The organism is Dactylosporangium cerinum (genome assembly GCF_042653625.1).
GTDB lineage: Bacteria > Actinomycetota > Actinomycetes > Mycobacteriales > Micromonosporaceae > Dactylosporangium > Dactylosporangium cerinum.
The window spans coordinates 370,428-395,085 of sequence record NZ_JBHSIU010000011.1 but is presented as its reverse complement, the minus strand read 5'-3'; the positions used below and the strand labels follow the sequence as shown (position 1 = coordinate 395,085).

At 71.7% G+C, this 24,658-nt stretch carries 23 protein-coding genes; 16 read left to right on the top strand and 7 right to left on the bottom strand.

Annotated elements, in window-relative coordinates:
* The first annotated feature begins 14 nt into the window (after window positions 1-14).
* Window positions 15-551, top strand: coding sequence for a hypothetical protein (locus tag ACFPIJ_RS10775; RefSeq protein ID WP_380114571.1), 537 nt, complete (start codon window positions 15-17; stop codon window positions 549-551).
* A 53-nt stretch (window positions 552-604) separates the two neighbouring features.
* Here ACFPIJ_RS10775 and ACFPIJ_RS10770 read toward each other — a convergent pair whose 3' ends face one another.
* The gene (locus ACFPIJ_RS10770) at window positions 605-1,174 is read right to left on the bottom strand and encodes a hypothetical protein (RefSeq protein ID WP_380114570.1); all 570 of its coding nucleotides are present in this window, start codon (window positions 1,172-1,174) and stop codon (window positions 605-607) included.
* Between the two features lie 222 nt (window positions 1,175-1,396).
* Between ACFPIJ_RS10770 and ACFPIJ_RS10765 the strand changes: the two genes are divergently transcribed.
* From ACFPIJ_RS10765 to ACFPIJ_RS10755, 3 genes are read left to right on the top strand one after another with little or no spacing between them, the layout of a single operon-like run.
* Window positions 1,397-2,389 carry a hypothetical protein gene (locus ACFPIJ_RS10765; protein WP_380114569.1) on the top strand — a complete coding sequence of 331 codons (993 nt, stop codon included), beginning with the start codon at window positions 1,397-1,399 and terminating at the stop codon, window positions 2,387-2,389.
* Between the two features lie 53 nt (window positions 2,390-2,442).
* A complete protein-coding gene (locus ACFPIJ_RS10760) occupies window positions 2,443-3,009 on the top strand; it encodes a carboxymuconolactone decarboxylase family protein (RefSeq protein ID WP_380114568.1) in 567 nt (188 codons plus the stop codon).
* A 51-nt stretch (window positions 3,010-3,060) separates the two neighbouring features.
* A complete protein-coding gene (locus ACFPIJ_RS10755) occupies window positions 3,061-3,633 on the top strand; it encodes a copper resistance CopC family protein (RefSeq protein ID WP_380114567.1) in 573 nt (190 codons plus the stop codon).
* A 50-nt stretch (window positions 3,634-3,683) separates the two neighbouring features.
* Here ACFPIJ_RS10755 and ACFPIJ_RS10750 read toward each other — a convergent pair whose 3' ends face one another.
* Window positions 3,684-4,733 carry a carboxymuconolactone decarboxylase family protein gene (locus tag ACFPIJ_RS10750; protein ID WP_380114566.1) on the bottom strand — a complete coding sequence of 350 codons (1,050 nt, stop codon included), beginning with the start codon at window positions 4,731-4,733 and terminating at the stop codon, window positions 3,684-3,686.
* A gap of 190 nt (window positions 4,734-4,923) precedes the next feature.
* Here ACFPIJ_RS10750 and ACFPIJ_RS10745 point away from each other — a divergent pair, with 190 nt between their 5' ends.
* From ACFPIJ_RS10745 to ACFPIJ_RS10730, 4 genes are all read left to right on the top strand, one after another.
* Window positions 4,924-6,036 (top strand): carboxymuconolactone decarboxylase family protein, encoded by a 1,113-nt coding sequence (locus tag ACFPIJ_RS10745; protein ID WP_380114565.1) that lies wholly within the window; start codon window positions 4,924-4,926, stop codon window positions 6,034-6,036.
* A gap of 62 nt (window positions 6,037-6,098) precedes the next feature.
* Window positions 6,099-7,112 (top strand): DUF1702 family protein, encoded by a 1,014-nt coding sequence (locus ACFPIJ_RS10740; protein WP_380114564.1) that lies wholly within the window; start codon window positions 6,099-6,101, stop codon window positions 7,110-7,112.
* 98 nt (window positions 7,113-7,210) lie between these two features.
* Window positions 7,211-8,014, top strand: a complete 804-nt coding sequence (locus tag ACFPIJ_RS10735; RefSeq protein WP_380114563.1) for a TIGR03084 family metal-binding protein — start codon at window positions 7,211-7,213, stop codon at window positions 8,012-8,014.
* 108 nt (window positions 8,015-8,122) lie between these two features.
* Window positions 8,123-8,704: a GNAT family N-acetyltransferase gene (locus tag ACFPIJ_RS10730; protein WP_380114562.1), complete on the top strand. Its 582-nt coding sequence runs from the start codon at window positions 8,123-8,125 to the stop codon at window positions 8,702-8,704.
* Between the two features lie 6 nt (window positions 8,705-8,710).
* On the opposite strand, the gene ACFPIJ_RS10725 is transcribed toward ACFPIJ_RS10730, so the two are convergent.
* Window positions 8,711-9,676, bottom strand: coding sequence for a saccharopine dehydrogenase NADP-binding domain-containing protein (locus ACFPIJ_RS10725; RefSeq protein ID WP_380114561.1), 966 nt, complete (start codon window positions 9,674-9,676; stop codon window positions 8,711-8,713).
* Window positions 9,677-9,746: 70 nt separating this feature from the next.
* Here ACFPIJ_RS10725 and ACFPIJ_RS10720 point away from each other — a divergent pair, with 70 nt between their 5' ends.
* The 3 genes from ACFPIJ_RS10720 (at window position 9,747) to ACFPIJ_RS10710 (ending at window position 12,982) form a co-directional block, all read left to right on the top strand.
* Window positions 9,747-10,733, top strand: coding sequence for a helix-turn-helix domain-containing protein (locus ACFPIJ_RS10720; RefSeq protein ID WP_380114560.1), 987 nt, complete (start codon window positions 9,747-9,749; stop codon window positions 10,731-10,733).
* Between the two features lie 11 nt (window positions 10,734-10,744).
* The gene (locus tag ACFPIJ_RS10715; RefSeq protein ID WP_380114559.1) at window positions 10,745-11,692 is read left to right on the top strand and encodes a LysR family transcriptional regulator; all 948 of its coding nucleotides are present in this window, start codon (window positions 10,745-10,747) and stop codon (window positions 11,690-11,692) included.
* A gap of 75 nt (window positions 11,693-11,767) precedes the next feature.
* Entirely contained in the window at window positions 11,768-12,982 is a 1,215-nt protein-coding gene (locus ACFPIJ_RS10710; RefSeq protein WP_380114558.1) for an MFS transporter, read from the top strand.
* On the opposite strand, the gene ACFPIJ_RS10705 is transcribed toward ACFPIJ_RS10710, so the two are convergent.
* Entirely contained in the window at window positions 12,959-14,143 is a 1,185-nt protein-coding gene (locus tag ACFPIJ_RS10705; protein ID WP_380114557.1) for an erythromycin esterase family protein, read from the bottom strand. The genes ACFPIJ_RS10710 and ACFPIJ_RS10705 overlap by 24 nt on opposite strands.
* Before the next feature lie 278 nt (window positions 14,144-14,421).
* Here ACFPIJ_RS10705 and ACFPIJ_RS10700 point away from each other — a divergent pair, with 278 nt between their 5' ends.
* The 4 genes from ACFPIJ_RS10700 (at window position 14,422) to ACFPIJ_RS10685 (ending at window position 18,340) form a co-directional block, all read left to right on the top strand.
* Complete coding sequence (locus ACFPIJ_RS10700) at window positions 14,422-15,933, top strand: RNA-guided endonuclease InsQ/TnpB family protein (protein WP_380114556.1); 1,512 nt, start codon at window positions 14,422-14,424, stop codon at window positions 15,931-15,933.
* A gap of 11 nt (window positions 15,934-15,944) precedes the next feature.
* Window positions 15,945-16,568: a TetR/AcrR family transcriptional regulator gene (locus tag ACFPIJ_RS10695; RefSeq protein ID WP_380114555.1), complete on the top strand. Its 624-nt coding sequence runs from the start codon at window positions 15,945-15,947 to the stop codon at window positions 16,566-16,568.
* Between the two features lie 49 nt (window positions 16,569-16,617).
* A complete protein-coding gene (locus ACFPIJ_RS10690) occupies window positions 16,618-17,298 on the top strand; it encodes a DUF4304 domain-containing protein (RefSeq protein ID WP_380114554.1) in 681 nt (226 codons plus the stop codon).
* A 103-nt stretch (window positions 17,299-17,401) separates the two neighbouring features.
* Window positions 17,402-18,340 carry a TIGR01777 family oxidoreductase gene (locus ACFPIJ_RS10685; RefSeq protein WP_380114553.1) on the top strand — a complete coding sequence of 313 codons (939 nt, stop codon included), beginning with the start codon at window positions 17,402-17,404 and terminating at the stop codon, window positions 18,338-18,340.
* A gap of 89 nt (window positions 18,341-18,429) precedes the next feature.
* Here the strand turns inward: ACFPIJ_RS10685 and ACFPIJ_RS10680 are convergent, their stop codons facing one another.
* The 3 genes from ACFPIJ_RS10680 to ACFPIJ_RS10670 all read right to left on the bottom strand — a co-directional run bounded on the left by ACFPIJ_RS10680 (window position 18,430) and on the right by ACFPIJ_RS10670 (window position 23,871).
* Complete coding sequence (locus ACFPIJ_RS10680; RefSeq protein WP_380114552.1) at window positions 18,430-18,825, bottom strand: SMI1/KNR4 family protein; 396 nt, start codon at window positions 18,823-18,825, stop codon at window positions 18,430-18,432.
* Window positions 18,826-19,131: 306 nt separating this feature from the next.
* Window positions 19,132-22,506, bottom strand: a complete 3,375-nt coding sequence (locus ACFPIJ_RS10675) for a BTAD domain-containing putative transcriptional regulator (RefSeq protein WP_380114551.1) — start codon at window positions 22,504-22,506, stop codon at window positions 19,132-19,134.
* 129 nt (window positions 22,507-22,635) lie between these two features.
* On the bottom strand, window positions 22,636-23,871 hold the full coding sequence (locus ACFPIJ_RS10670; RefSeq protein ID WP_380114550.1) for a hypothetical protein: 1,236 nt from the start codon (window positions 23,869-23,871) through the stop codon (window positions 22,636-22,638).
* 99 nt (window positions 23,872-23,970) lie between these two features.
* Between ACFPIJ_RS10670 and ACFPIJ_RS10665 the strand changes: the two genes are divergently transcribed.
* Complete coding sequence (locus ACFPIJ_RS10665) at window positions 23,971-24,579, top strand: hypothetical protein (RefSeq protein WP_380114549.1); 609 nt, start codon at window positions 23,971-23,973, stop codon at window positions 24,577-24,579.
* Window positions 24,580-24,658: the final 79 nt, after the last annotated feature.

Here is a 24,658-nt window from a genome sequence, read left to right as displayed (position 1 = left end):
AGAGATGAGGAACGTTGAACGAGGACGCAGGTCGCGGCGGACCGATCCGGGACCTCGACGGCTGGACCATCGAACGCCTCGAAGCCTTCGCCGCCACCACGCACGGCGAGGTGCTGAATCAGGTCCGAGAGATCGCTCAAGTTCACGCCTACTACGACGACGAACCACGGCACGTGCGCCTGCGGTGGGCCAAGCTGTCCCTGCGTGCCAACGAACGGCTGCCCTGCGACGGCCCATCGGACCGCACCCGGATCGCCAACAATGCTTTCATGCTCCGCACCTGGGTCATCGAGCATCTCGGCCCTGATGCGGACCCGGACTGGGACCCCGAGGTCCTCGCCGCCGACACCCTCGCGGCGCTCACCACCGATCCCGACGACGCCCGCACGAGATCCGCGGGCTGGCACAACCTCCCGATCGAACAGATCCGCGAGCTACGCTGGCACAAGAACCTGACGGCCCACGTGGAAAGGTTCGTCGACATCCTGCAGCCCGGCCCGGTCAAGGACCGACTCGTCGTCTGGATGGAAGTGCGCAAACTGCTGCCGTGAGGCACGAAACGGACCGACGACTGAGGTCGTCGGTCCGTTCGCGGTCGAGCTTTCTACGCGCCGGTCGGGACCGGTTCGCGGAATCCTCGTGACCCCACCGGGAGGCCGGTGCACGAGCAGTCCATCGCTCGCAGTTCGCGCGGGTTGGGGCGCAGGTGCAGGTACATCGCGATCACCATCGGGACGAAGACGATCGAGTTGTAGAACAGGTGCAGCTCGACCCGCTGGAAGGCCAGCTGCAGCACGCTGGTCGGCACCGGCTGGCCCCAGAAGTTGTGATGCGTTTGCACCTGGATGAGCAGCAGGAGGTGCTCGATGTGGTGCCAGAACTGGATCGCCAGCGCCACCGTCCACCAGGTGCGGGCGCGGCCGACGAAGCCGGGTCGCAGCAGGAACAGCCCGATGAGCATGACCAGGGCATACCCGTAGTGCATCCATTCGGACGTCACGAGCCACGGGAACGGTTCGCCGAGCAGGCCGCGTGCCTTGGGCCGGGGCCAGTGCAACACCCAGATCTGCCAGGCCTGCACGAGGTGCTCGGCCCAGTGTGCGAGCACGACCACCATGAACGTGTTGAGCGCGGCCTGGTGATGCCTGCCGTTGAGCGCCGCTGTGAGACGCACAGGTCAACCTCCTTCCTCAGGGATGGGTGACTACCACCGAAGCTAAGGCCGCGTGCCCGCGCGGGGCCTCTTCGAGCGTGCGGTGTGCAGCCGCGCCGCGTCGCAGAGCAAGGCAGGAGAACCGGGATCGCCGCCGGGCGGGGTGCAATGGGCACAGAGTCGCTGGCTCTGCCGGGCGCAGAACCGCGACAACCACGGTTTCCTGCCAGAAGGAGTTCCACCGTGACGCAGACGCGCCAAGTCCCGACCCCGGTCGTCGCCCACGACCGGTCCACCGACCCGTTTCCCCCGGGCCAGACCTCGTTGTTCGTCAACGGCATCCTGCCCCGGCGGCGCTGGCTGGTGCTGCTGGTCAGCGTGGCGGTCGGCCTGTTCATCGCCTACGCCTGGTCCTCCGAGCTCGTGGACCGCGAGATCGGGTTCAACGTCGCCAACGGCATCCTCGGCCACGACGCCAGCACCACCCCGATCGACGGCATCGGCGCCGGGATCCTGTTCGCGTTCGTAACCGGGCTGGCCGGCTCGTTCACCGCCTGCAACATCGCCGTCTTCGGTGCGGTCACGCCCATGGTCGGCCACACCGCGAGCCGCTCGCAGCGGCTGCTGCAGACGCTGCGGCCGCTGGGCTGGCTGGCGGTCGGCATGATCCCGGTGTCCGCGGTGTACGGCGCGATCGTCGGCCTCGTCGGCACGCGCATGCCGCAGTTCTCCACCGCGTCCTTCGGCAGCGTCAGCCCGCGCATCCTGCAGGCGATGATCGTGTTCGGGATCATCGGGCTGGTCATGCTGATCATGGGTCTGTCGTCGCTGAAGTACATCCCGGACCCGCTCGGCCCGGTGTCGCGCCGCTTCCCGAACGCGCCGCTGGTGCTGATGGGCGTGCTCATCGGCGGGTTGCTGATCGGGCGCCCGTACCCGCTGTTCCGGACGATGTTCCGGCACGCGGCGGAGACCCACGACCCGCTGTACGGCGCGTTCGCGTTCACGCTGCAGTCCATCGGCAACATCGTGGTCATGGCATTGCTGTTCGTGGCCCTGTCGTACCTGATCGGCGGGCGGCTGCGCCGCTGGCTGGCGACGCGTCCGGCGCGCATCACGGCGTTGACCGCCGGGGCGTTCCTGATCGCGGCGGTGTTCATGCTCGGGTACTGGGAGCTGCGGCTGCTGGGCCGTTTCGGCTATGTGTGGTTCCCCACCGCACCGTGGAACGCCTGACCCGACCAATCAACGGGCTCGCGGCCTCGCGAGCCACCGGAGGTGAGCACGACATGGCTTACATCGACCTCGGCGTCGACGAGAAGACGGCGCCCGGCATCACCGGCCCGATGCGGTACCGCCCGGAGACCGCGAAGCCGCTCAATGAGCTCGCGGAGGTCCTGCTCCGGGCGCCGAACTCGTTGCCGCCCGGCGAGCGGGAGCTCATCGCGGCGTACGTGTCCGGCCTCAACCACTGCAAGTTCTGCTGCTCGTCGCACTCCGCGTTCGCCGCGGCCCAGCTCGACCAGGGCATGCCGCTGGTCGACCAGGTGCGCGCGAACCCCGACCGGGCGCCGATCTCGGCGAAGCTGCGCGCGCTGCTGCGCATCGCCGGCGCCGTCCAGGTCTCCGGTCGCGAGGTGACGCCCGCGATGATCGGCGACGCCCGTGCGCTGGGAGCCACCGACGTGGAGATCCACGACACGGTCCTCATCGCCGCGGCGTTCTGCATGTTCAACCGGTACGTGGACGGGCTCGGCACGTTCGCACCGCAGGACCCCGACGCCTACGCCGCGTCCACCGAGCTGATCGTCCGGTTCGGCTACGGGGCGGCGGCCGCGAGTCCCGCGACCGGTTGAGCTGTCCCCCGCCGGCGCAGCCGGCTCCCCCGCGAAAGGCGGATGACGATGATGACACGCACCGCACTCCGGATCGTCGGCTGCGTCGCGCTGGCCCTGGCGGGCGGGGCAGGTCTGCTGTCCCCGACGGCCGCGTGGGCACGCCGGCCGGCCGTGGTGAGCACGGCACCGGCCGACGGGGCCGCCCTGTCCACGCCGCCCGACCGGATCGAACTGTCGATGTCCGGCGCGCCGGACCCGGCGCTGTCGCACCTGAGCGTGCGCGACGGCGGCGGCGCCGAGGTGGCCGGCGGCGACCTCACGGCGGCCGGGCACGTGCTGCGGCGGCCGGTGACCGTGCAGGGCGTCGGCGACTTCACCGTCACGTACCACGTCGTGCTCAGCAACGGCGAGGAAGCGGTGGGACAGCTCAGCTTCAGCGTCGGCACCGGCGCACCGCCGGCGGCCCGGCCCGCCAACGCGGCGCCGGAGACCCATCAGCACGGCATCGATCCGTTGAACGCGATCCTGCTGATCGTCGACGGCGCCGTCGTGTTCGGTGTGCTGCTGCTGCTGATCAGCAGGCCCGGGCCGCGGTCCCAGGCACGCCGGCGCCTGTCCGGCCGCGACCCAGTGGCGGAGTGACGCTCAGCGCAAAGGCGTGCCCGATGAGCCCGGGCACGCCTCGCGCTGTCTCAGGCCGTCTCGGCCAGCCCGGCAGCCAGGTGACGGGCCGTCGTCATGCTCGCCCACGAGGTGAGGTCGACCAGCGCGGCGTCGTCGCGGCCGGGCCGGCGGTACTCCTCGATGACGGCGTCGGTGACCCGGTACGCCCCGAAAGCGCTCAGCAACACCAGCCGTGCCGCGGCCCGGTCCGCCTCGTCCAGCCCGGCGGTCCGCTCGGCCAGCCACGCCTCGCCGCCCGCGAGCGGCAGCTCGGTGACCCCGTCGGCGAGGGCCCCGGTCAGCAGTCCACGGACCGCCGGCGGGACGACGCGGGCGCCGCCCTCGTCGATCGCCGCGACCGCACGGGCGAGCGCGTCGGCGACCGGCGGGCGCCCGGCCGCCCAGGCCAGGTCCGGCGGCAACGGACGGGCCGGCAGCAGGTCGGCGCGGGCCCCGGGAGCGACCTCGCGGCGGGCGATGCGGGCCAGGACCCGCGCGGCGCCGCCCCGGACCGCCTCCCGGGCGGTGCCGGTCACCGGCGGCAGCGGCGAGTCACGCAGGAAGATGTTCACCATGCGGTTGATGTAGTGGAACGTCAGCGCCGTGCCGGCGAGTTCCGGCACCTCCTCGGCCGGGAACGCGGGGTCCGGCACGGCACCGCCCTGCGACCATCGCACCAGTGCCTGCAGACCGGGATCCGCCACGTCGGCGATCCGGCCGTCGGCGATCGCCCGGGCGTCGGTGTCCCGCAGCAGCCCGACCAGCGTCGTGCCGTGCACGTCCACGCAGTACGGGCACCGGTTCGCCAGCGACACCGCGGCCGCGACGGCCTCCTTGCGGTCCCGGCCCACCACACCCGGGGCCAGCAGGACCTCACGCAGGATCAGCCAGGTCCCGGCGAGCGTTGCCGGGACCGGTGCGTGCAGCACGAGTGGCGGCGCCAGCATCCCGAACTCGGCCTCGATCTGGCCGTACACCCGGTCCACGAGCCCGGTCGCGGAGCGCGGCCGGACCGGCTCGACGTACCGGAAATGGTCCCGTGACATCCGTCGGGTCGCGAGGGCGAACAGCGAGGTCATGTGGCGATCGTCTCCGGATGGTGGCCGCCCACGCATCTTCGGCGTTGCGCTGCACCGACTTCTCCGTGCATGCGCTATCGCGCCGCGGGACGGGCCGTGGCGGCCGGCCGGTCGAATACTGGTAGGGCGGTGCAGGGTCACCCGACCGGGTGGCCGGTGGCACCGCGTGGAACCCAGGAGGTGCAGCGGGATGATCGCCGGCCGGGTCGCTTCATCGGTGGCGCAACGTCAGGTCAGGTACGTCACGCCGGTCCAGCCGGCGGCGGCGACCGGACTGGTGTCCGAGATCTACAAACAGGTCAAGGACGAGCTGCTCCTGGTGGTGCCGCCCGCGCTGCTGCACTCGCCGATGCCCGACCTGCTGGCCGCGTACTGGGCGATCGTCCGCGAGCCGCTGCTGGTCGAGGGTGCCGTCGGCCGCGACGTCAAGGAGGCGGTGGCGGCCACCGTCGCCATGGCGAACACCTGCCCCTACTGCGTCGAGATGCACAGCGTCACCCTGTACGAACTGTCCACCGAGGTCTCCGCCGAGGCGGTCGCCACGGACCATCTGTCCGATGTGGACAATGCGCCGGTACGCGCGGCCACCACCTGGGCCCGCAGCGCGCACCTGGACACCCATCCGGGCCTCGCCGGGCACCGGCCGGGCACCGCCGGGTGGGCCGAACTGGCCGGGGTGGTGGTGGGGCTGCACTACCTCAGCCGCATGGTCAACGTGTACCTGTCCAACCACCTGCTGCCGCCGGGGCTCGGTCCGCGCGCCCGGGTGCGGTTCAAGCGCGGCGTCAGCCGGCTCATGCGGGCGACGCTGCGCACGCCGCGCACCCAGGGGCGCACGCTCTCGCTGCTGCCGCCCGCGCCGCAGCCGCCGGACGCGGGCTGGAGCGCCGGCAGCGCGGTGATGGCCGAGACCGCCGCCCGCACGTACGCGGCCTTCGACGCCGCCGGCGCGCGGTCGGTGCCGGCGGCCGTGCGCCAGATCGTGTCGGACCGGCTGGAGGGCTGGGACGGCGCGGATCCCGGCCTCGGCGCCGACTGGTGCGAGCCGCTGATCGGTCACCTGCCCGCGCCCGACCGGGCCACGGCCCGGCTCGCGCTGCTGACGGCGTTCGCCTCGTACCGGGTCGACGCCGGCACGATCGCCGAGTTCCGCCGGCACCGCCCGGGCGACCTCGCCCTGCTGGATACCACCGCCTGGGCCTCGTTCGCCGCCGCGCGGACGATCGGCGCGCGCCTGGACCCGGCCGCCGGCCAACATCGCACGGCAGGAGACGCGCCCGGTCCGCGCGTCGGGTCACGATAACGACATCGAACCCTGTCACCAGATCCCGGCTCGGATCGCGTCCGACGCAAGGAGTTCCGCACATGCCCTCGACCATCGGTTCCCTGCGCCGGTTGGCGCTCACCCCGTCCCTGGACGACGTGTCGTTCGCGAAACGGGGCTTCCCGGTCCGCCCCACCGACGCCACCCGGCGGCTGGAAGCGGTGCCGCAGGCCGTTGTCTGCGGCTTCGAATGGGCCATCGACTCACCCGGCCTGCATGACGTGCAGAGCCGGCTGGACCTGGTCGAGCCGGAGCAGCGGGGCTTCGCCTACGAGGGCGCCACGATGGCGTACACCGTCCGCGACGCGCTACCCGGCCCGCGCCGGCACCTCGCCCGCCAACTGCTGCGCGGCCCCGCGGTCCCGTACACCTTCCTGACCTACATCGGCATCGGCTTCGCGATGGCCCGGCTGCCGCGGGCGCTGTGGTCGAAGGTGCTGCCCGACCTCACCGGGACGCCGTACTTCCCGACGATGAGCTGGCTCGCCGTCGACGGGTACGGCTTCGACAAGGCCTACTTCGACACCGGCCGCTGGGTCACCGGGCAGCAACGCCCGAAGCCGTACCCGTGGCAGGGCCACCCCGGATACTTCAACCGCGCGGTCGACCAGGGCATCGGGCGGGCACTGTGGTTCATCCACGGTGGACAGACCGACGACGTGGCCGCCGCCGTGGCCGCGTTCGCCACGTCCCGGCAGGGCGACCTGTGGAGCGGCGTCGGCCTCGCCGCGAGCTTCGCCGGTGGCTGCGACGCCGCCGGCCACGCGGCGCTGCGCCGCCACGCCGCACAGCACCGGCCGCAGCTGGCGCTGGGCGCGGTGTTCGCCGCGAAGGCCCGGACGTTCGCCGGGTTCGTGCCGGCGCACACCGAGACAGCCGTGCACGGGTTCACCGAGCTGTCGGTGACGGACGCCGCGCACCTGGCCGACCAGGTCGCCGTCGGTGGCTTCGGCACCGGCCCGGAGCCGGACTACGAGGCGTGGCGGGACCGGATCCGGTCCCGGTTCGCCGCCCGCTCGGAGCCCACCAGGCTGACCGCTTCGCCGGTCCCGTGACCCGTGCCCTCGCGCGGCTTGGCACGACGGAGAACGACGCCCGGTCCGCAGCCCCCGGACGGCGGACCACGCAACCGACGACAGGAAGAGGCGAAGACGTGACCGACCAGCCGAACCCGATCCCCATGCTCGCCGCCGACGGCGCCGACGTCGACCGCCTGGTGGCCGACCTCGACGCCGCCGGCTGGGCGACGCCGACCCCGGCGCCGGGATGGACCGTCGCCCACCAGATCGCCCACCTGACCGCCACGTTCCGGCTGGCCGGGCTCGCGGCCGCACGCCCGGAGCAGTTCCAGGCCCTGTCCGCGACGCTGGGCCCCGACTTCAACGCCAACGTCGCCGCCGCGATGGCGCAGTTCCTCGCCGCCCCGCCGGAGTCGCTCCTGCAGCAGTGGCGGGCCGAGCGGGCCACGACCGAGGCAGCGCTCGCGGCCATCCCTGGTGACAAGATCGTGCCGTGGCTGGTGCGGCCCATGCCGGCCTCGGTGCTCGCCGCGGCCGGGATGATGGAGCTCTTCGCGCACGGCCAGGACATCGCGGACGGGCTTGGCGTGCGCCGCGAGTACACCGACCGGATCGCTGTCGTCGTCGCCTTCGCCGAACGCACCTGGGACTTCGGCTATCTGGGCCGCGGCCTCGAGGTGCCCGACGTCCGGCTGCGCTTCGAGCTGACCGCGCCGTCCGGCGCACTGTGGCAGTACGGCCCGGCGGACTCGACGCAGCGCGTCACCGGTTCCGCGGTCGACCTGTGCCTCCTCGTCACCCGCCGCCGGCACCGCGACGACCTGGACCTGGAAGCGTCCGGCGAGGTGGCCGACGGCTGGCTCGACGTGGCCCAGGCCTACCGCGGACCGGCGGGCGAGGGCCGGCGACCCGGCCAGTTCGCCGCGGCCCGCCGGTGACGCGGACCGTAGGTCGCAGTTGACCTTGGACGATCTGACTGGTCCCAGGCAGTCGGATTGTCCAAGGTCAACTGCCCCGCGGACGACGGGCCGGGTAACGTCCCCGCCATGCCGTTGACTCCTGCATTGACGGTCCTTGAGGGTCGCTTCGTCCGTCTCGAGCCCCTCGCGCAGTCCCATGTTCCTGCCCTGTTCGCTGCGGGCGGCCGGGACGACGAGGTCTGGCGCTGGCTGAGCGCGCCGACTCCCCATACCGAGGCGGACCTGCACGACATCGTTGCCCGCCGCCTCACGGACGTCACCGACGGCAAGCGGGTCGCGTTCGCCGTCGTGGGCCGCGAGGCGGGTGCGGCGATCGGCACCACGAATCTGCACAGCTGGCACCGCGCCGACGGCCGCATCGAGATCGGTGGCACCTGGTTCGGCCGGAAATGGTGGCGTACCGCGGCGAACACCGAAACCAAGCTCCTGACGATGACCTATGCGTTTGAGACGCTCGGCTATGCAGCCGTCGTCTGGCGGATCAGTGCGGGCAACCTCCGCTCACGAGAGGCGATCACGCGCATCGGGGCCACCCTGATCGGCCCCGAACCGGAGGCCGCCGGGCCGAGCCTGCTCCTGTACGCGATCAGCCAGGCCGAGTGGCCGGCCGCGAAGACCCGCCTGTCCGAACGCCTGGCCCGGTCCTAGCCAGTGCTATGACACGTTGAGGTGGTCCAGCGGGAGGGCGCGGAGGAAGTCCGCCGCGGCGAACGCCTGCCCGGCGGTGACCAGGCCGGTTGCCTGCACGTTGCCCTGGAGCACGCGGATGGTCGCCTCGGCTGCCATCGCCGCGCTGAATGCGTAGATGTCGCGGCCGCTCGCCGACGCCCGGTGTTCGTGGCCGTCGCGGTGGACGGCGACCTCGACCACGAAGCGTTGCTGGGAGCGGCTCGCCTCGGCACTGGTCGGCGCTATGTACAGGCAGGTGCGAATCTCCTGCGTGGGCAGGTGGCGCGCGATGGTCACGACGTCGGCGGTCGGGAACTCGGTCTCCGCCTCCTGGGCGCCGAACGGGGGCGGGAAGGTCCAGATCGCGGTCGGCGGCGGCGTGTCACCGGACCTGAGGTGCAGCCGGCCGCCGGTGAACACGACCCGCCGGCCGGCGCGGAGCTTGCCCGCCAGCCGCGATCCTCTGGTCGGCACCCAGCTGTCCAGCGCGACGGCCACGGTGACGGCGCTGGCGGGCGGGCCCGATCCGTAGGCGGCGGTGGCCAGCAGATCACCGAGCGCGCCGAAGAATCCGAGCGCGGGCGCGATCAGTACACCGGCCGGCGGTTCGGGTCCGTCGAACATCCGCCACGCCACGAGTGTCTCGCCGGCGACGTCCAGGTAGTGCACGCCCGCGCGCAGTGCCGCGTCGACCAGGGCGGGTGGGGTGTCGCCGAACGGGCCGGCGCAGTTCACCACGGCCACCACGCCGTCCAGCGCCCGGTCCAGGTCGGCGGGTGAGTCCAGGGTGGCGGGTCTCACCTGCGCACCGGGATGGTGCGCCGCGAGTGCGTGCAGGCGCCCGGCGTCCCGCCCGCTCAACACGAGCGCGACGTCGCGGCGGCGCAGTGCGGCGACCACGAACTGGGCGGTGTGGCCGTAGGCGCCGTACACGGCAACCGTAGATGGCATCTGCCGATCATGACGGCCCACGGACCAGTCGGGCAGTGTCGCAAACGTCAGCCTGCGCTAGATTCGCGACATGCGGGCACATCGAGTCGTGATGGCACTCACGCCCGGCATGCCGATCTTCGAAGCGGCGGTGCCGTGCATGATCTTCGGCGTCGACCGTTCCCACGTCGTGCGCCCCTGGTACGAGTTCTCGATCGTCGGTGTCGGCGATGGGCCCGTGCCGCTGCTGCCGGGATTCCACTTCCACCAGACGGCTTCCGACAGCGAGCTGCCGCGCGCTGACACCCTCGTCATCCCCGCCTGTCTGGACGTGCACGAGGCGCCGCCGCCAGAACTGGTCGACGTGGTCCGCTCCGCGCACCGGCGCGGCACCCGCATCCTGTCGATCTGTTCCGGAGCGTTCGTGCTCGCCGCGGCCGGCATCCTCGACGGCCGCCGGGCCACCACGCACTGGCTGCACGCCGACGAACTCGCCCGCCGCTACCCCGCCGTGACGGTCGACCCGACGGTGCTCTACATCGAGGACGGCAACGTCATCACCTCCGCCGGCACCGTCGCCGGCATCGACGCATGCCTGCACCTGGTCCGTCTCGACCACGGAGCGGCCGTCGCCGCCGAAGTCGCCCGGCGCATCGTCACACCACCACACCGCGACGGCGGGCAGGCGCAGTACATCCGACCGGCCACACCGAACTCCGGCGACGGCTGGTTCCCGCTCCTGCTCGAATGGACCGTCCAGCAGCTGCACCGGCCCCTCACCACCGCCGACCTCGCCGCCCGCGGCAACGTCAGCGTCCGCACCGTCGAACGGCGTTTCGCTGAGACGCTCGGCCTGTCACCGCTGCAGTGGCTGCTGCAGCAACGTGTGCGCCGGGCCCAGCAGCTCCTCGAGACGACCGATCAGCCGATCGCCCGGATCGCGACCGCGTGCGGCTTCGGCACACCCGCAAGCCTCAGGGCCCACTTCGCCCGTGTCGTCGGCGCCTCACCCGCGACGTACCGGCGCACCTTCTCCACCGGCGGCGGTACGGTCGGCGTGCTGGGAAGGGCCGATTGAGCAGGGTGGCGATGACTTCCAGAACGTGGCCCGACCTCGACGTGCGGCTGCTGCGGCACTTCGTCGCGGTGGCTGATGAGCTGCATTTCGGTCGAGCCGCGGCGCGGCTCTTCATCGCCCAGCAGGCGCTCAGCCGCGATGTGCAACGCCTCGAGGAGCGCGTCGGGGTCGCGTTGTTCGACCGGACGAGCCGCCGGGTCGCGCTGACCGCGGCCGGTGAGATGCTGCTGCCCCGGGCGCGGCGGCTGCTGGTCCTGCACGACGAGACGGTGCGCGAGCTGCGCGGCGGGGAGACGACGTTGCTGGTGAACGTCGTGGCGCCCGGTCTGACCCCGGCGCGGGTGCTGGCGGCCGCCCGGTCCCGGGAGCCGGCGACCGAGTTCTTCGCCCGCTTCGAGGGCGGGATGCGCCGCGCGACCTCGTTGCTCGGCGAGCATCGCCTCGATGCGACGTTCGGCCGTGGTGGCACGGCGGTGAGCGGCCTCGCCCATCGGCTGATCCGATGGGAGCCGTTGGCGTTGCTGGTGCCGGTTCGCAGCCCGCTGGCCGAGCAGTCCGCGGTGCCGCTGGCCGCCCTCCGCGATGCCCAGGTGTGCTGGCTGGCCGGGGATCACGTCACGCCGGAGTGGGAGGACGTGGCCCGGCGGCTGTTGCAGTCGTGCGGCGCCCCCGTGGACGGCGGCGGTGCACATCCGTACGTGCACAGCATCGAGGAGCTGGCGCATCACGTCCGGGTGCGGGAGTCGCCCGTGCTGACCTTGCAGGACCAGCCGCCGGTGCCCGGCGCGGTGCTACGGCCGCTGGTGGAGCCGGGTGCCGTCTATCCGTGGAGTCTGGTCTGGCGAGCCGGCGAGCATCACCGTCCCGGGTTGCGGGCGCTGCTGGAGTCGGCGGCGGAACTGGCCACCGCCGAGGGCTGGCTGACCGTGCCCGAGCTGGCGTGGCGTCCGGACGAATGATTGACAATGAAACTGCGTTGATCCGGTCGCAGCAGGTGTTGGACCGCCGGGAGCAGGCCCCGCCAGAGTGAGGGCATGTGGACCCCAACCCGACTCGCGGTCGCCGGCTGCTACGGCTTGACCGGGGTGCTCAACGCCCTGTGGGGCGCCACCCTGCCGGCCACCGACGCGCGCCTCGACCTCGGACCGGCCAGGCTCGGCGTGGCGCTGCTCGTGCTGGGACTCGGCGCTCTGGTCGCCATGCCGTTGGCCGGTGTACTGGCGGAGCGGTTCACAGGGCGTGGCCTGCTCCTGGTGGTAGCGCCACTGTTCGCCGCGTCCCTGGCGGGGCCGGCCCTGGCTGGCTCCTTCGGCACGCTGGTGGCGGCAACGCTGATCTTCGGGGTACTGCTCGGCATGGTGAACGTGGCGCTCACCGTGCAGGCCGTCGACCTCGAACGCGCCGAGCAGCGGCCGGCCATGTCGACCCTGCACGGCGTGTGGACCCTCGGCGCCCTGGGCGGCGGGGTGGTGACGGCGGCGGCACTGCGGGCCGGCGCCGACGTCAGGCTCATCATGATCATCGGTGCGGCAGCGGCCGGGCTGACCGCTGCGGGCCTGGTGCGACGCCTGCCCGTCCCGGTGTCACCAGCCGCCAGCACCGCAGACGGGCCGCCGGCACCGGGTGGCCGCGCAGGTCTGCCGCTGGTGCTGATGCTCAGCCTGATCGGCGCGGCCGCGTTCCTGACCGAGGGAGCGGCAACCGACTGGGCGGGCGTGTACACCCGCCAGGTCCTTGGCGTCGACCCCGCCACCGCCTCGCTGACCTACACGATGTTCTTCGCGGCGATGACCGCCATCCGGCTGCTCGGCGACGCGATACGATCCCGCGTCCGGGCTCCCCGGGTGGTGCTGCTGGCCGGCCTGACCGCCACGACGGGCTACGCCACGGTGCTGCTCGCGCCGGCCATCGGCGGTGCGGCGCTGCCGGTGGCGCTGAGCGGCTGGGTGCTGGTCGGCGCCGGCATGGCACTCATCTGGCCCGTCGTGTCGAGCACCCTCGGCGCCGCCTTTCCGGGGCGGGCCAAGGACCTCTCGCTGGTGACGACGATCAGCTACGGCGGCGGCCTGATCGGGCCCGCGGTCATCGGCGGGGTGGCGTCACGGGCATCGCTGCCGGTCGCGATGGCAATCCCAGCGGTCCTGGTCGCAGTGATCACCGTCATCGCGCCGCGGGTGCTTGCCGCCCTGCCGGTCGCCGTCTCCGTCCCGATCGATGCACCACTGTCAGGGCAGCCGGCGCACGGGTGACACCTCCCGCAGGTGAACGAGCACGTCCACGGCCGCGGGCAGGTTGTCGACGGTGAGGTGTTCGGCAGCGTCGCGGGCCGGGTCGTAGATACCGCTGATCACGCGGACCGTCGCGGGCGCGTTCCAGCGGCGGCAGGCCTCGGGGGTACGCAGATCGAGCCAGAGCGCCGGTTGGCCCGCCGTGCCGAGCCGGGCATCGAGCCAGTCCTGAGCCGGTGCGGGGACGTCGGCGATGCCGAGGTCCCCGTGGTGGAAGCCGATCGCCACGGCGACGTAGCCGGCGCCGTACTGCTCGCGCAGCACGGCACCGACGGTGGGCTGCGCTCCGCGCTCGGGTGCCAGGCCGAGGGTCACCGGCGTCGCCGCGGTGTGCGCGATGCCGTCCCAGTACGCGATGCGCGCGCCGGTCCGCCGCTGATGGCCGACGATGGTGGCGGCCCAGGTGCGGGCGTCTCCCGCGTAGTCGTTGCGCCCCGCGACGCTGCGTTCGTGGAAGCCGGCGATGCGGCGCATCAGCGGCAGGACGCCCTGGTCGGGCAGGTGCTCGACGATGGCGAGCGCGGCCCTGGCGTGTTCGGCGAAGGACCCGCCCGGGTGGATGCCGCGCGCGCGTTGCACGTGTTCGTCGATCTGGTGAGCGGTGCGGATGGGGTCCAGATGTGCGGCGAGCGCGGCCAGCCGGCCCGGGGCGGTGACGCGGACATGCTCGAGCACGGCGTCGTAGTCCGCGGGTCGCGCCTGGGCGGGCTTCACGCCGAGGATGCGAACCGGGTGGTCCGGGTGGTCGTGGTTGAAGGCGCGGATCCAGTCCAGTGCCTCGGCCATCTCTGCGGTACGCCACGGGCGCCAGGCACCGTCCAGTGCCGCCGCGGCGGTTCCCGCTGCACTGGTTTCCGCCGCTGGAGGTCCCGCTGCGCCATTTTCCGCTCCGCCGGTCACGAACTTGTCGAGCGCCGCGGCGACGCGGGCGTCGTCCTGCACCGCGAGTGCCCGGAAGCCGTGGCGCCGGACCAGGCGGCGGAAGAGCTGCTCGCGCACCGCGAAGGTCTCGTGGGCAAACCTGGTGGACTCGCCGAGCCCGGCGATCGTCGTGCCCGCGCCGATCCGCTCCGCCACCTGATCGAGCACGGCGTCCGGCAGCGCGGACGCCTGGGTGGTCATGCGCAAGCCCCGTCGCGAACCTGGGTCAGCGCCGCCCGTGCCGCGCTCCGCTCGGCGACATTGCGACCGCGATGGCCGGGACATGTGCCGCCGACGGGAATGCCGATCCGGACCATGACCACTCCTCGCAGCGCCCAGCTACACCGATCGGTGTAAATGCTACTGCGATCGGTGTAGTTGGTGCAACCCCGGTGCAACCGGCTAGTGGTGCAACCGGCTAGTGCTGTGTCCGCTGACGTTGGCCGGGTTTTGTCGTACCCCTGTGCTTGGGTGTCGGTATGCCTCGACGCCGGGATCCAGCTGCGGTCCGGGTGGTGCACCGCACCGCCCGGGTCGGCCTGCGCCTGACCCGGGCGCAACGGGCCCGGTGTTACGGGTTGTTGCGGTCGGCGGGTGATGTGTGGGCGTGCGTCCTGGAGGTCAATCACTGGCGGTGGCGGCACGACGCGCCGCCGGTGGTCGGGTATCAGGCGTTGTGCCGGGAGCTGTCAGCGGCCGGGCCGGGCACGTTCGGAGAGCTCGACACGACCGGGGCGAGGTCGGTGCTGCGCCGGTACTCCGACGCATGGTTCACCGCAGCGAAACGCCGCAACGCCGGTGACCTCACCGCCCGGTTCCCGCGCCGCCGGCGTGGGCTGCTGCCGGTGCGTTACTACCACGGCACCTACACCCTGGACCGGCGCAGGCTGCGACTACCGACCGCCGCCGGCAGCCCACCGTTGTGGCTGCGCCTGGACCGGGAGATGCCCTACCCGATGGAGCAGGTCCGGTCGGTGACCCTCCTCTCCGAGGGCGGCCGGTTGTGGATCGAGGTGACCGCCGAGGTCCCAGTCACCAGCTACCCGCACGGCGCGGCACCGAACCCGGGGCGGGTGGCCGGGGTCGACCTCGGCGTCATCCACCCCTACGCCGTCGCCGGACCCGACGGGCACGGACTGCTCGTATCAGGGCGGGCGATCCGCGCCGAACACCGCATGCACCTCACCGACACCAAACACCGCCAGCGGGCGACCGCCGGCCACGCCCCGAAACCCGGCCAGCGCGGGTCGAGACGCTGGCGGCACGCCCGGCGCCGCGCGCGGCTGGTGGAGGGCCGGCACCGGCGGCGGGTCCGCCAGGCGCAGCACGAGGCGGCGAAGACCGTCATCGACTGGGCCGTGCAACACAAGGTCGGAACGTTGACCGTCGGCGACCCCCGCGGCGTCCTGCAACTGCCGGCCGGGCGCAGGCACAACCTGCGGCTACGGCAGTGGCAGATCGGCCGCGCCATCAGCATGCTGCGGGACAAAGCCGAACTCGCCGGGATCGTCATGCACCTCGTCAACGAACGCGGCACCTCCTCCACCTGCCCCACCTGCCGCAACAAGATCAGCAAACCCGCCGGGAGGACGATGACCTGCCGGCCGTGCCAGCTCACCGGGCACCGTGACCTGTTCGCGGCCGCCACCATCGCCACCCGCACCCCCGGCCGGACACCGGCCACGGACGCGGGTGGCGGTTCCAGCGTCACAACAGCAACGGTCGTGCTGCCGCGGACGCTCACGCACCGTCGAGCGGGACGGCACCTCCCCGGTGCCGGACTGTCCCGGCGTGACCCACGCCGACCCACACCACACCGACCGCCACCATCACCCGTGGCGGCCGGTGCGGCACCGGCGGCGGTAGGGGTCAGTTGGCCGGCTGAGGCCCGCCCCACCACCAGCAACCCGGTGGGGAGTCGCTCGACCGCACCCCGCGGCGAGGAACCACAACACCACCCACCCGGTGAACGTTCGTGGTCACAGCACTAGAGTCTGTCGCCGTGACGGCACGGAAAGCGACCGGCCAGCCCGACAAGCGTCGGGCCATCGTGGCCGGAGCTCTGAAGCTCTTCGCCCGCGACGGCTACACCCGCGCCGCCCTGGACGCGATCGCCGCCGAGGCCGGCGTCTCCAACCGCACCATCTACAACCACTTCACCGACAAGGCCGACCTGTTCCAGGCCGTGATCCAGGACAGCACCGAGCGGGTCGCGAGCACGATGGTCGACATCATCGACCGCCACCTCACCAAGGTCACCGACCTCGAATCGGACCTGATCGACTTCGGGGTGGCCTGGCTGGGCGTGCTGACCTCCGACCTGGCCCCGCACTTCGCGCTCATCCGCCAGATCAACGCCGAGCAGGAGCACGTCCCGCCCGCCGCACTGCAGCTCTGGCGGCGGACCGGCCCGCAGCGCACCCGCCACGAACTGGCCCAGCGCCTGCGCCGCCTCGACCTCGCGCTGGACGACCCGGGACGCGCGGCCGGGCACCTGATGCTGCTCATCTCCGCCGACAACCTCGCCGACCCGCACGACCTGCACGACCAGCGCGAGACCAGAGCGATGATCACCGCCGGTGTGCAGGCCTTCCTGCACGGCTACGCGCGCCGGAGCATGCCCTGATCCCTGGATCCGGGTTACCGCCATTCGCGGTATCTGCTGTGCTTGGCGAGTGACCGCACAGGAGTCCTTCCGCGCGATGCTGCGCGACAGCATCGGCCCGGTACTGCGCGACGCGGGATTCACCGGCACGGCGCCCACCTGGTGCCTGCGGTCCGGCCGAGGCGACTTCGCCGTGGTGAATCTCGCACGTTCGCGGTGGAACACCGCCGACGAGGTGCGGTTCGATGTGAACCTGGCGTTGGTGCCGCAGCCGTGGTGGCAGTTCAGCACCCGGTTCCTGCTCGACAAGGCACCGAAGACGCCCCGCTTCCACGACGGCCTGTTCGACAAACAGAGCCACCCGGAGCGCAGATATGCCGGCTGGCAGCACCCGGTCCTCGGGCGTGAGGGCTGGGTGGTCCGGGACGCCGCCTCAGCCGACGTGTGCGTCGAGGTGCTGCGCGAGGAGCTGACCACCGTCGTGATCCCGGAACTCGTCGCCCTCCAGCACCGCGGGACACTCATCGCCACGCTTCGCGCCGAGGCTCAGGACTGGGGCGTCGCCTTCTGGCACGGCCTCCCCCGCAAGGTCGCCATCACGTTGGTCATGCTCGACGAGGGCCCGGGCCCGGAGCTCGCTGAGGCGATCAACATCGTCCGCAGCCTGCCCGCCGATCGAATCAAGGCGCGCGACGCACTCCTGGACCTCCTGATCCGCACCCAGACGCAGACCTCCACCAACACCCCGTGATTCCCGACACCCGCGCGCTGTCGACTTTGACGGCTGGCCGTGGCCGCCATACGCTCATGACAGATTTTTGAACACGTTCAAGAGCGGGTGGAGGAGAGACGCCGTGAAGGTCGTCATTCCGGGCGGCACCGGGCAGGTCGGCACGATTCTGGACCGGGCGTTGACTGCGGCGGGTCACGAGGTCGTGCTGTTGACGCGATCCCCGAGAGGCGACCGCCAGGTCCACTGGGACGGCTCGACGCCGGGAGTCTGGGTCAAGGAGATCGACGGCAGCGACGTCGTCATCAACCTGGCCGGGCGCAGTGTGAGCTGCCGGTACACCGAGAAGAACCTCGAAGCCATGATGCGCTCGCGGGTGGACTCAGCGCTGGTTGTCGGCAATGCCATCGCCGCCGCGGCCCGGCCACCCAAGGTGTGGTTGCAGATGAGCACCGCAACGATCTATGCGCACCGCTTCGACGCGGCCAACGACGAGGCCGACGGTCTGATCGGCGGCGACGAGCACGGCGTGCCGGCCTACTGGGCGTACAGCGTCAAGATCGCCCGAAACTGGGAAGCCGCGCAGGAACAGGCCACGACTCCCGGCACACGCAAGGTGGCGCTGCGGTCGGCCATGGTGATGAGCCCGGATCGCGGCGGCGTGTTCGACGTGCTGAGCCGGCTCGCACGGCTCGGGCTCGGCGGACCCGTCGCCGGCGGCAGGCAGTACGTCTCATGGATCCACGACCACGACTTCGTCCGCGCGATCCAATTCCTGATCGAGCGCAACGACCTCGCCGGGCCCGTGAATGTGGCCGCCCCCGGCCCATTGCCACATCGGGACTTCATGCGAACGTTGCGTTCGGCCGTACGGATGCCGGTCGGTCTGCCGGCCACGAAATGGATGGCCGAGATCGGCGCATTCGCGATCCGATCCGACACCGAACTGCTGCTGAAGAGCCGGCGGGTCGTTCCAGGACGGCTCACCGACGCCGGGTTCACCTTCGACCACCCACAGTGGCAGACCGCGTCCGCCGACCTGGCGTCACGGCAGCATGGATGAAGCGCGGCGCAGTCAGTGCCCGTAGGTGTGCGGCCCGCCCAGCAGGTCACTGAGGTACTCGGACTGGAGTTCGCCGGTCAGCAGGCCGGTCAGCGTGGCGGAGAATTGGTGTACCTGAGGTCTGCCCAGTCGTGCCCGGCGTTCGGAGCGCACACGTTGATGTGATCGTCGATGACGCCGGCGCCGTACGCCTCGATGAATGTCTTGTAGTCGCCGGGCAGCGTGACGCCCAGCTCCGACTCGATCGGCAACCAGTCCAACCCGGCCCTGGTCCCGGCGTTGAGTGCCGGGAGACCGAGCAGCAGTGCCAGGAATTCAGTGGCGTCCGGTGGCTGCCGGAGCCGTTCAGCGGCCCAGCCGGCGTCGTCGACCGGTCGCTGACCGGAAACGATGTCGTCCGGCCTGAGCAGCTCACCGCCAGTACCGGCGACAATGGCGTATGCCCCGGTGAGCTCGACGACGACCAGGTCCACACGTCGCTCCATCCGGCCGTGTTCACGGCAGGCACGATCGAAGCGGTCACCCGGACGAGCCCAGTGCTTCGGGTGATAGCCCGGCTCGCCGCGCAGCCGCCAGCCTCCCGGGACCGTTTCGACGGAGTCGACGGAGAAACTCAGACGCTCGTGACGCACGAGCAACAGCATGCCGCACCGATGAGTGGCCCGCCGGGCGTCGAGCGTGGAAGCACGCGAGGTCCTGGGCTGGCGGCCCCGGCCGATCGAGGAGACGCTCCTGGACACCGCGGCCAGCCTGGCCGGCCTGGGCCTACTTCGAGACGCGCAGCCGGCCGTTCAACCGGTTGCCACGCCGGTCTGCGTCTCGAGATCGGCCAGGAACCTCTCGGCGCGGCGGGCGAAGAGGTGGGCCCCCCGTTCGCCGGATCGGACCCGGGCTTCGTCGGCGGCGGCTCGCACGACGTCGACGGGTTCGCCGCGGGCGTGCAGCAGGCGCGCGCGCAGCAACAGGAGAAGTCCTTCGGCATAGCGCTGGCCGTGGGCCTTGATGGCCTGGTCGGCCCGGTCGAGGGCGGTCGCGGCCTTGTCGGGTATCTCGGCTGCCAGCCACATCTCGGCGATCAGTCCGTACCAGTAGGCGAGGCCCCATCGTGGCGGGTCGCGCAGGGTTGCAGCCAGGAGATGTTCGGCCTTGGCCGCGTTGCCGGCCGGGTCGTCGCCGGTGAGGGCACGGGCCCAGTACCAGTCCAGCCGTATATAGGCTTCCTGCGCGACGCCGGGAAGGTCGGCGTCGGCCGCGACCCACCGCTCGGTCGCGTGCATCGCCCAGGCCGCGTCACCGGCCATCGAGGCGGCCATGGTCTGGTAGCGGGTCCAGCCCGACATCTCAAAAGTGTCTCCCTCGGCCTGGTACACCGTGCCGAGCACGGACCGCGCCGTCTCGACATCGCCCTGCAGCGCGGTGATCACGGCCAGATAGCCGAACCACTCGTCCGGGATCCGCCAACGTCCGAGGTCGTGGCGGCGTCGAATCGGGGCACCCCCGACCTGGCCGGCGAGGTGGTACAGGCTTTCCTGAGCCGGCCCTGGGTGCGGGTCGGCCGAGTTCGCGAGCAGCGAGGCAACGCCGTCCACAGTGGTGCGGCCCAGCCAGCTGAAACACTGATACGCCGCGCCGATGTCGCCGACGTCCCAGTTGTACAGGCCCCAGGCCTGCCGGCCGTACGCCTGGATGATCGGGTCCGCGGACGCCTGGCCTTGCTCATGCAGCCGGCGAGCCCACATCCCACGGTCTTTCTCGGTGTTGACGTAGGCCCCGGTCATTCGAAAGAAGAGGAACTCGGCGGCGGCCGTCTCGCGGCCGAGTTTGCCGGCAAGATATGCGCCCCGTTCCAGCAGATCGAACGTCGAGCCGCCCATTCCCGGGGGCTCGACGGCGAGGAGGTTGAGCAGCGACAGGACGGACAGTTCCAGCTCCAGCAGCCCTGCCGTCCGGGCGATCTGGACGGCAGATTCCAGGTTCCGATAGGCGGCTGCGAACGCGAGCTTGGTCGCCGCGCGGCGACCGGCGCGCGCCAGTGCCTTCGCGGTGCGACCCGGGTCGGCCAGGGGGCCGGCGCCCCGCAGGTGGTAGGCGAGGCGTTCGGCGACGGACTCGTCGTCCGCGTGAATGTGTTCGAGGGCGTCGGCGACGCGCAGATGTAGCTGGACGGCCTGCTGCCGCGCAGTGGTCTCGGTGACCGACTCGCGGACCAGGTCGTGCGCGAAGCGCCACGAGAACGGGTCTTCCGGCTTGGTCTCCAGGAGACCGAGTGCTTGCAGCGGTTCGAGGCGTTCGAGGCAGTCCGCGATGTCGACGCCGATCGCCCGGGCGAGCAGGTCGAGATCCACGTCGCGGCCGATGACCGCGGCGATGCGCAGCAGGCCGTGAGCGCTGTCGTCGAGACCGGTCATCCGATCGCGGACGACGTCTCGCACGGTGGCCGGCACTCCGGTCCGTGTTGATGCGCCGCCGTCACCGAGCGAGCCGCCGTCGCTGAGCAGCCGGGACAGCTCCTGGACGAAGAACGGATTGCCGGCGGTGCGGACATGGATGTCGCGGGCGACCTCGGCACCGGGATCGTGGCCGGTTTCGCGGCGGATGAGCTCGGTCACGTCGGTCAAGCCGAGCGGGCCGAGCCGGATCCTGCGGTGGCCGGGCTGCCGGCTGGCCTCAGCCAGCACCCGCGACAGGCTGGAGCCGGGTGTGGGTGCGCGATCGCGCAGCGCGCCGATCATCACCGTGCCGGCGGGTAAACGGCTCGCCAGGTGGCCGAACAGCTGGAGCGAGGCGGCGTCGGCCCACTGCAGGTCATCGACGATCAGCAGCATGGGCCGTGGCGCCGAGGCCTGCCCGACGACGGTGACGACCTGCTCGAACAGTCGGAACTGCGCACCGCTGTCGAGAATCGCCGGCGCGGCCGCATAATCGTCGTCTCGCGATTCGAGGAGGCCGCCGACCTCACTGGCGAGCCACTTCTCCCGCAACGGCGCGGGCAGGCTGTCGAGAATCGGGCGGAGCGTCTGTTCCCAGGGCCACATCGACGGTGTTCCGTCGCCTTCCAGACACGAACCCCACACGACCAGCGCGCCACGCTGGCTCGCTTCGGCGGCGATCTCTCGCACCAGGCGGGTCTTGCCCACGCCCGGCTCGCCTTCGACGATGCGGAGCGCTGGGCTGCCGGTGAATGCCATGTCGACGGATTGCCGCAGTAGGGCGAGTTCTTCGGCCCGGCCGACCAGCCCAGCTGCCGTTCGCACCGACGCGCCGTCATCCCCACCGTCCGTACGCGCCACGAGCGGCGACGCCGAGGGCTGCGACAGCACTCGCAGGTGTGCGGCTTGCAGCTCCGGGCCAGGATCGATACCGAGCTCGTCGGCAAGGCGGGCGCGGACCTCGCGGAACAACGACAGTGCCTCCGCCTGACGTCCCGCCGCCCCGAGGGTGGAGATGAGGCTGGCCTGGACGGGTTCGTGGAACGGCGCCATCGATGCGGCCATCTGTAACGCCGCCAGCACCCGTGCCGGTCGGTGCAGCGACACGGCCAGTTCGGCCGCTTCAATGCACGCGGCGTAGAACTCCTCGTCGATGGCGGCGAAGATCGGCAGCGCGGTTGACCTGTGCGTGAACCCGTCGCCCGCACGGCCCCGCCAGACGCCGAGCGATTCGACATAGCGATCGAGCGCCAATTCAAGGCGTTGCTGTGCGAGGGCATCCTTGGCCGTCTCGACGAGTTCCCGGAAGGTGACGAGATCCAGGGTGCCGGGGGCTGCGGTGAACAGGTAGGCGTTTCCGCGGCGGTGCAGGTAGGAACCGTGTGTACGGGCGGGGACCGCAGGTTCGAGCAGTCGGCGCAGCGCGCCGACGTATTTATGGATGACGTTGAGCGCACTGCTGGGGACCTCGTCGTCCCAGATCAGGTCCATCAGCTCGCTCGTGCTGACCGGCCTACCCACCCGGGCCAGCAGCAGGGCCAGCAGATAAGCCTGTTGCCGGGGACCGGCATCCACTTCGACACCGTCGCACCACACCCGCAACGGACCAAGGACCTGAAGGCGTACGAGAGTGCCACCGGCCGGCCGATCTTCGTTGCCCGGCTGGACAAGATGAACGGGCAGGGCCACGCCGACTCCCGGGTGAAACGACAGATTGCCAGCTAAAAAAACCGTCAAGATCTTACTCTGGCAGCGCGAAACCTGCCAGGTCCACAGTCGATGTCCGGGCCAACTCTGATCGGATGCAGCCCCATCGTGGCGTTGTAGTCGTCTGCTGTGGTAGGACTCGGCTACTTCAAGATGGAGTTACCCGCTCCTGAGGTCCCGCACCAGCCGGCGGTACATCGGCCGCAGCTCGACGTCGGTCTCTGCCGATTCCTGCGGTTCAGTCCGCACGTTGGCAGGGAGGGACGGCGGCGCTTCGGTGAGCATCTCGATGCGCCGGCCGAGCGGCGGGTTGACGGCGAGCGGTGACGCGTGACGTGTCACGTCGGCTTCGCAGCGTTCCGGCATCGATGGCGTGGCCTTTGCCAGCACGTCGGCGGCGAGGGCCGGCCAGCGGGCGACTACTGCCTGGGGTTCGTCGCGCGGGACCGCGCCGCCGGAGCGGTCGCCCGCGCGGGCGTCGCGGCGCAGGACGGTGACCATCGATTCGGCGAGCAGCCGCGTGGCGAGGACCGACCGGACCTGCGGCGTTCCGGCCGCGGCGGCCGCACGGGCGTCCGCGGCGAAGACCGCTTGGAACGCGTCGGGCTGCAGCAGCGTCAGGTAGCCGAGACGCACGAGGCCGAATGCGCCCTGGAGCAGCGCCAGGAGCGGGCGGACGAGGTCGCCGACGAGATTGGTGTACGACTGTGCGTGCTGCTGGCCGATGCGCTGCGGGTTTGCCGCCATCATGGTGGTGACGTCTGCTTCGCGGCTGGCCTGCAGCCGTTTGTCTGCGGCTGGCTCGAAGATCGAAACCATGGTGGCGAGGGTGCGTTCGACGGTGCCGGTGAGCGTGGTGCGGCTCGGGTCACCGCCGCTGAACCTGGCGAGTTCCATGGCCACCAGGGCGGTGCGCTGCGCGGGGTCGAGGACCGCCCAGAGCGGGACGCCGATGCGCAGGTAGCGGCGGCGCAGCAGGCCGGCGAAGCCCGAGTCGGCGGCGAACCGGTCGTCCAGCGCGACGATGTGTGGTGCGGGCAGGTTCAGCGCGGCGGCGGTCCGGTCGATCAGCGCGTGCAGCGCGGCTGCGTCCGCGCGCCGGACGGTGACGGCGTGGCGGGGCAGGGCCGGCGGTCGGGGCAGGGTCAGCACGCCGAAGAGCAGCAGGACGGTGCCGGGCAGCAGCGCGGCGCTGGGGAACCGCACGGTGCACAACCACGCACCACACAGCAGGATCGCGAACGCCCCGACCTGCACCACGACGGCGACGACGGCGGTGGCGGCCCGACGCACCCGGCTCGGCACCAGTGACGCGCTGGCCTGCCGTCGAGCGCGGCGCGCCAACCGGACGTCGAGCCATCGCCAGCCGATGATGTCGTCCGCGCCGTCTGTCATGCGCGCATCGTCCCCTTTGACCGCTCTGCGGCGCAATCCCGGAGTGGCGTTGCGTAGGATGGCTGTCCGGAAGGCTCGACAGCAGACCGTAGGAGGGTGATGGCCCGGCCCAGCGCGCGCACGCCGACGCGTCGCGCCGACCGGCTGGCCGGAGCCCTGGCCGCCGCGGTGCTGGGCGGGCTGAGCTGGCTCGCCGCACACCTGTTGACCGGGCGGCTGCCGACCCATTCGCATCCCGGGCCGGACGGGACGACGGCGGTCGAGCACCTGCACCGCAGCCACGCCGCGGCGGTGGTCGGGTTGTTCCTGCTCGCGTCCTGTCTCGCTGCAGCCGCGGTGGTGACGTTGCCGCTGCGGCGACGGGGTGGCGACCCGGCCGGGACCGTCCGCCGGGCCAGTGCGGCATCGACCGCGACGTTCCTGCTGGTCGAGTGCGTCGATGTCGCCGTCGCCGGGAAGCATGCCGTCCCGGCGCCGATGCTGCTGTTGTACGGAGCTGCGATCCACGCGCTGGTCGGTGCCGCCGCGGGCCTGGTGTGGCAGCGGAACACCGACCGGGTGCTGCGCCTGGCGGTCCACCTGCTGCAGGCCGGCACTCCCGAGCCCGAGACCACCGCGGTCCCGCCCGCTGACGACACGCTCCCGTTGGCGACCCGCTGGCTGACCGGCTGCGCCGCGGGTCGCGCTCCTCCGGCCGCGCCGGCCTGACCGAAGCCCGCACGCGCGCCTGACGTCCTTACGCGTCAGGTGCGGTGCAGCGCTGCGCGCCCGAACGGGCCGGTGCCGC

What these genes read in the sequence shown, in the direction of transcription:
- ACFPIJ_RS10760 (WP_380114568.1), top strand. Translation starts at nt 2,443, where the DNA reads ATGGCTTACATCGACCTCGGCGTCGACGAGAAGACGGCGCCCGGCATC.
- ACFPIJ_RS10755 (WP_380114567.1), top strand. Translation starts at nt 3,061, where the DNA reads ATGACACGCACCGCACTCCGGATCGTCGGCTGCGTCGCGCTGGCCCTG.
- ACFPIJ_RS10750 (WP_380114566.1), bottom strand. Translation starts at nt 4,733, where the DNA reads ATGACCTCGCTGTTCGCCCTCGCGACCCGACGGATGTCACGGGACCAT.
- ACFPIJ_RS10745 (WP_380114565.1), top strand. Translation starts at nt 4,924, where the DNA reads ATGATCGCCGGCCGGGTCGCTTCATCGGTGGCGCAACGTCAGGTCAGG.
- ACFPIJ_RS10740 (WP_380114564.1), top strand. Translation starts at nt 6,099, where the DNA reads ATGCCCTCGACCATCGGTTCCCTGCGCCGGTTGGCGCTCACCCCGTCC.
- ACFPIJ_RS10730 (WP_380114562.1), top strand. Translation starts at nt 8,123, where the DNA reads ATGCCGTTGACTCCTGCATTGACGGTCCTTGAGGGTCGCTTCGTCCGT.
- ACFPIJ_RS10725 (WP_380114561.1), bottom strand. Translation starts at nt 9,676, where the DNA reads ATGCCATCTACGGTTGCCGTGTACGGCGCCTACGGCCACACCGCCCAG.
- ACFPIJ_RS10720 (WP_380114560.1), top strand. Translation starts at nt 9,747, where the DNA reads ATGCGGGCACATCGAGTCGTGATGGCACTCACGCCCGGCATGCCGATC.
- ACFPIJ_RS10715 (WP_380114559.1), top strand. Translation starts at nt 10,745, where the DNA reads ATGACTTCCAGAACGTGGCCCGACCTCGACGTGCGGCTGCTGCGGCAC.
- ACFPIJ_RS10710 (WP_380114558.1), top strand. Translation starts at nt 11,768, where the DNA reads ATGTGGACCCCAACCCGACTCGCGGTCGCCGGCTGCTACGGCTTGACC.
- ACFPIJ_RS10705 (WP_380114557.1), bottom strand. Translation starts at nt 14,143, where the DNA reads ATGACCACCCAGGCGTCCGCGCTGCCGGACGCCGTGCTCGATCAGGTG.
- ACFPIJ_RS10700 (WP_380114556.1), top strand. Translation starts at nt 14,422, where the DNA reads ATGCCTCGACGCCGGGATCCAGCTGCGGTCCGGGTGGTGCACCGCACC.
- ACFPIJ_RS10680 (WP_380114552.1), bottom strand. Translation starts at nt 18,825, where the DNA reads ATGGAGCGACGTGTGGACCTGGTCGTCGTCGAGCTCACCGGGGCATAC.
- ACFPIJ_RS10670 (WP_380114550.1), bottom strand. Translation starts at nt 23,871, where the DNA reads ATGACAGACGGCGCGGACGACATCATCGGCTGGCGATGGCTCGACGTC.
- ACFPIJ_RS10665 (WP_380114549.1), top strand. Translation starts at nt 23,971, where the DNA reads ATGGCCCGGCCCAGCGCGCGCACGCCGACGCGTCGCGCCGACCGGCTG.